The sequence below is a fragment of the Paraburkholderia phymatum genome (assembly GCF_038900715.1).
Taxonomy (GTDB): Bacteria; Pseudomonadota; Gammaproteobacteria; order Burkholderiales; family Burkholderiaceae; genus Paraburkholderia; species Paraburkholderia phymatum_A.
The window spans coordinates 1-5,120 of sequence record NZ_JAYMRZ010000057.1 but is presented as its reverse complement, the minus strand read 5'-3'; the positions used below and the strand labels follow the sequence as shown (position 1 = coordinate 5,120).

Genomic DNA, 5,120 nt, shown 5'->3' with positions numbered 1-5,120 from the left:
GATCATGTGCACGCGCGAACTGGGCGATCCGTTCCGGCGCGACGCGCTGTCCAGACCCGTGCGCCTGCTCGACAAGTACAAGGACTACGTCTGAACGAGCGGTCCCGCAGCGCGGCGTTCCCCGGCAACTTCACCGTGCCGGGGAACGTCGCTTGTACCATCACAACCCATCGCAGCCATGAAGCCCATCTACCGCATCATCGAGAGCGCGCGTCAGTCGCCGATGCGTATCGTGCTGTGCGAGTCCGAGGACGCGCGCATGCTGCGCGCCGCGCAACGCGCGACGCAGGAAGGCATCGCCCGTATCGTGCTGGTCGGCGACGCGGGGCCAACCCGGCAAGCCGCCGAGAAAGAAGGCATCGATCTTACCGGCATCGAGCTTGTCACGCCCGCGACTTCACCCCTTTCCCGGCAATTCGCCGAAGAACTGTTCGCGCTGCGCAGCAAGAAAGGCATGACACGCGACGAGGCGCAGCGCGAAGTGCTCAATCCGCTTTGCTTCGCGAACCTGATGGTGCGCCTCGGGCACGCCGACGGATCGGTTGCGGGCGCAGTCAACACCACGGCCGACGTCGTGCGCAACGCGATTCAGATCATCGGCATTCGCCCGTCGTTCAAGCTCGTGTCGAGTTTCTTCCTGATGATGCTGTGCGAGCCCTTCCATACGATGAAGGGCGGACTGATCTTTTCGGACTGCGCGCTCGTCGTCGAACCCGACGCCGTGCAGCTCTCCGAAATCGCGATGGCCGCCGCGGACAGCACCCGCGCGCTGCTGATGGAAGAGCCCAGAGTGGCGATGCTCTCGTTCTCCACCAGCGGCAGCGCGCACCATGCCGCCGTCGACAAGGTCGTCGAGGCGACGCGTCTCGTCAAGAAAGCACGCCCGCATCTGGCCATTGACGGCGACGTGCAACTCGACGCCGCGATTGTCGCCGAGATCGCGATGCGCAAGGTTCACCATTCGCAGGTCGAGGGCCACGCGAACACGCTGATCTTTCCGAGCCTCGAAGCGGGCAATATCGGCTACAAGCTCGCAGAGCGCATTGGCGGTGCGAAGGCGATCGGCCCCTTGCTGCAAGGCCTGCAAAAACCCGCCAACGATCTTTCGCGCGGATGCAGCGAAGATGATATCTACTACGTGATTGCAGTAACCTGCGTACAGGCACATGCAGCACTTGGAGTCCTGCCCGCAGATGAACACGCATCATCATGATTTGAAAGCAGGTGTCAGGGGGGCCATGCCCCCATCATGACCCTCGACAAGCTGATTCCTCTTCTGGCGCTGATGGGCGCCGCAAGCTATTTCCAGACGGTGACGGGTTTCGGGCTCGGCATGATCGTAATCGGCATCGCGAGCGGAACGAACCTCGCGCCCGTTGCAAGCGTGGCTGCGCTCGTCAGCGTCGTGACGCTCGCGAACTGTTCGATCGCCCTGCCCGGCAAGCTGCATCACGTCGATTGGCGCGCAGTGGGCGCTGCCACGCTTGGCATCGTGCCTTCCGTGATTGCGGGCGTCGCGCTACTCGATTACCTGAGCGCCGCTGCATCGGCAGTGCTGCATCTGCTGCTGGGCATCGTCGTCCTGTATGGCGGCATCGGCTCTGCGTTGCGGCCCGTGCCACTCGAACAGCGTTCGGGTAATCGCGGCTTCTTCGTGAGCGGTGTGTTCGGCGGGCTGCTGAGCGGCATGTTCGGCATATCGGGGCCGCCGCTCATCTACCAGTTCTATCGACAGCCCCTGTCCGTCACGCAGATCCGCTGCTCGCTAATCGTTCTGTTCGGCGAGACTGCCGCGATCCGCACGGCATTCAGTGCATCGACAGGCCAGTTGAACTCCGCCATCTGGATACCGGCAGCGATCGCGCTGCCCGTCGTCAGCCTGGCGACACTGGCGGCGCGTCATCGACCGCCGCCGCTGTCAGGCGTGATGACGCGGCGCGTCGCGTTCGGGGTGCTGGTGATCATCGGCGGACAACTCGTGTTGACCTCCGTCTGGCGGCTTGTCGCGTAGCGCTTATCCGAGGCTATCTGCCGAGCCGGCCGCCCGCACCGATAAAGCCCACGATCCCGGCAAGCAAGGTCATGTCAGGCGGCGCCGAAAGGTCCACGGCCAGCGAATGCCGATAGTACGGACTGAGATCGAGCCCGATACCGAGCCCCAGCACTTCGACATCGCCCGCCGCCCGCTGCTCGCCGATCACCTGCTTCAGATGATTGTCGAGGTAGTAAGCGTCGTTGGCCTGGTGGGTCGCAGCGTCCATCGGACTGCCATCCGAGACGACGATCAGGATGCGCCGGTTCACGGCATGCGCGCGCAACCTGTTGCACGCCCACTCGATGGCTTCGCCGTCCACGCCCTCACGAAAGAGATCGCCCTTGAGCAGCGCGGCGATATCAGCGCGCGCGCGTCGCCAGCTCGTTTCGGCATCCTTGAACACGAGATGGCTCACTTCGTTGAGCCGCCCCGGATGACGCGGCCGCCCCTGCGCCAGCCAGTCAAGCCGCGCGCGGCCGCCGTTCCATGCGCCTGTCGTGAAGCCCAGCACCTCGCTGGCGATGCCCGCCGAGTCGAGCGCCCGCGTCAGCACATCGATCAGCATCGCGACGGGTTCGATCTGCGCTCGCATCGAGCCCGAGCAGTCGATCAGAAAGCTCACCATCGATTCGGCAATCAACGTGTGATGTTCGAGGCGAAACAGGCGCCGCTCGGCGGGCGAACTGACGAGTTGCGCGAGCCGCCTTCCGTCGATGCGTCCATGTTCTTCGCCAAACGACCAGCCGTCGCGCTGCGGCACGGCGAGCGCGGCCTTCAACGCGCGCGCGAGACGCGGCACATTGAGGGCCTGCGCGCCGATGCGTTGGTCGAGGCGTTCGCGATACTCCGCAAGCAACATCTTGCGCACGAGCGTTCCCGCGTAGGACTCGCGATCGTAGCGGGTCGTGAAGACGCGATAGCCCTGCTCCGACGTTCGCAGCACGCGGCTCTCGCCCGTGTGCGCGAGCGTGATGCCTTCCTCGTCACCGTCTTCGAAGTCGAGAAAGAGCGAGAACGCATTGCGCGCCGCCTCGTCGTCCTGCTGATCTTTGGCTTCGTCGGGCAGACGCGCGGCGCGTTCGGCGTCGATCATCTCGCTGATCAGCCGCGCCAGTTCGAGCGCGTGTTCCGCGAACGCGCGTTGGTCGCCACGCGTGCGCCGCATGCCGGCAAGCGGCGTGCCGATCACGGGCGCAATGGAAGCCCGCGTCGCTTCGATAAGACCTTCCGTTTCCTCCAGTACCGGCCAACCCGACAGACGCGACCAGCACATCTGTGCAACGGTATAGAGCAGCAGTCCGAGATGTCCGTCGACGATCCCCGAGCGATGCATGTCACGCGACCACGCTTCGAAGCGGCTCCGCAAATTCTGCGCAAGTCCCGGCATGCCTTCGGGCAACAACGATTCGCAGCGCAGTTGTTCGAGCAGCTCGAATAGCAGCCGTTGAACGGAACCCTCCGGTAGCAGCCGACGATGCAGTTCGGCATCGGAATGCCGTACGCGCAATGCCGCGCCATCCGCGGCGCCGCGCGACGACGCGAACGTATCCGCCATGGCCGCGGTGCGCAGATGCGGCGCATGAATGGGCAGCGGCTTCATGTTCCGGCATAGTCGACCGTTGCTGTAATGCAAGGCGGCATCGCCCGTGAGCGCGCGCACGGTCGAGGCACGCAGCGCGTCGCCGCGCGCGACGCGCCGGGCCGCTTCGCGATCGGACGACTTCATGGCATTGCCAGGTTGAGCACGTTGCCGCTTTCGAACGAAGCCAGTTCCTTGCCGAACGCACGCTGGAAGTATTCCGCGACGACCGGCCGCTCGGCTTCGTCGCACTTGTTCAGGAACGTCAGGCAGAAAGCGAGGCCCGGATCGCGAAAGATCCTGATGTTCTCCGCCCAGTTGATCACGGTGCGCGGCGACATCAGCGTCGACAGATCGCCTGCCGCAAAGCCTTTGCGAGTCAGTTCGGCCACGCTGACCATCGATTCGACGAGCGCGCGGCCTGCTGCGTCGTCGAGCTCGGGCGCACGCGCGAGCACGATCGCCTGCTCGTCGTCGCGCGACAGATAGTTCAGCGTCGCGACGACGTTCCAGCGGTCGATCTGCGCGTGATTCAGCGTCTGCGTACCGTGATAGAGCCCGTTGAGATTGCCGAGTCCGACGGTGTTGGTCGTCGCGAACAGCCGGAAACACGGATGCGGATGAATCACGCGGTTCTGGTCGAGCAGCGTGAACTTGCCGTCGGTTTCGAGGATGCGCTGGATGACGAACATCACGTCGGGGCGACCCGCATCGTATTCGTCGAAGATCAGCGCGACGGGGCGCTGCAACGCCCAAGGCACGATCCCTTCCTGAAACTCGGTCACCTGATGATCGTCGCGCACGACGATCGCATCTTTGCCGACGAGATCGAGCCGGCTGATGTGGCCGTCCAGATTGACGCGAATGCACGGCCAGTTCAGGCGCGCGGCCACCTGTTCGATGTGAGACGACTTGCCTGTGCCGTGCAGCCCTTGAACCATCACACGCCGGTTGCACATGAAGCCGGCGAGAATCGCCTGCGTCACCTCAGTGTTGAAGCGATAGACCTCGTCGATTTCCGGAACGTGATCATCTTGCTCCCTGAAGGCGGGCACTTTCAGATCGACATCGATGCCGAACACGCTGCGCGCGTCCACCATGCGATCGGGCTTGCTAGTCACGATATCGGTCACTTCCATCCTCCTGTTCGAACGCGATCACGAACGCATGCCCCCATCATAACGTCATTATTTTTTAGATACAAATCGTTCCGTTAATTGTTTTTATAGATTGACTACGGCCTCCTTTCGTCCTAGATTCGTCTCAGACATCTTATTTGGAACGTTATGTTCCGTTTAATTAACTGGAGACACCATGAGCGAGCAAGATCCGGCCACTTCCGCCCCGCGTGCCACCGCCGCCAGCCTGGGTCCGCAGGACATGACCCCGTCCGAAGCCTTTGTCGAAACCCTGGCCGCCAACGGCGTCACCGAGATGTTCGGCATCATGGGCTCCGCCTTCATGGACGCGATGGACATCTTCGCGCCCGCGGGCATCCGCCTGATC

The 5,120-nt window shown here is 63.4% G+C and carries 4 protein-coding genes and 1 pseudogene; 3 read left to right on the top strand and 2 right to left on the bottom strand.

Annotated elements, in window-relative coordinates; all coding sequences use genetic code 11:
• Nucleotides 1-178: 178 nt before the first annotated feature.
• Both pta and VSR68_RS42240 read left to right on the top strand, forming a co-directional pair.
• Entirely contained in the window at nucleotides 179-1,213 is a 1,035-nt protein-coding gene (gene pta / locus VSR68_RS42245) for a phosphate acetyltransferase (protein WP_342945344.1), read from the top strand.
• Nucleotides 1,214-1,249: 36 nt separating this feature from the next.
• Complete coding sequence (locus tag VSR68_RS42240; RefSeq protein ID WP_342945343.1) at nucleotides 1,250-2,011, top strand: sulfite exporter TauE/SafE family protein; 762 nt, start codon at nucleotides 1,250-1,252, stop codon at nucleotides 2,009-2,011.
• A gap of 13 nt (nucleotides 2,012-2,024) precedes the next feature.
• Here the strand turns inward: VSR68_RS42240 and VSR68_RS42235 are convergent, their stop codons facing one another.
• Nucleotides 2,025-3,761, bottom strand: coding sequence for a cobaltochelatase CobT-related protein (locus VSR68_RS42235; protein WP_342945342.1), 1,737 nt, complete (start codon nucleotides 3,759-3,761; stop codon nucleotides 2,025-2,027).
• On the bottom strand, nucleotides 3,758-4,753 hold the full coding sequence (locus VSR68_RS42230; protein ID WP_342945341.1) for an AAA family ATPase: 996 nt from the start codon (nucleotides 4,751-4,753) through the stop codon (nucleotides 3,758-3,760). The genes VSR68_RS42235 and VSR68_RS42230 overlap by 4 nt, the downstream gene beginning before the upstream one ends.
• Nucleotides 4,754-4,928: 175 nt before the next feature.
• On the opposite strand from VSR68_RS42230, the pseudogene VSR68_RS42225 reads away from it, so the two are divergent.
• A pseudogene (locus VSR68_RS42225) lies at nucleotides 4,929-5,120 on the top strand (sulfoacetaldehyde acetyltransferase); the annotation flags it as partial.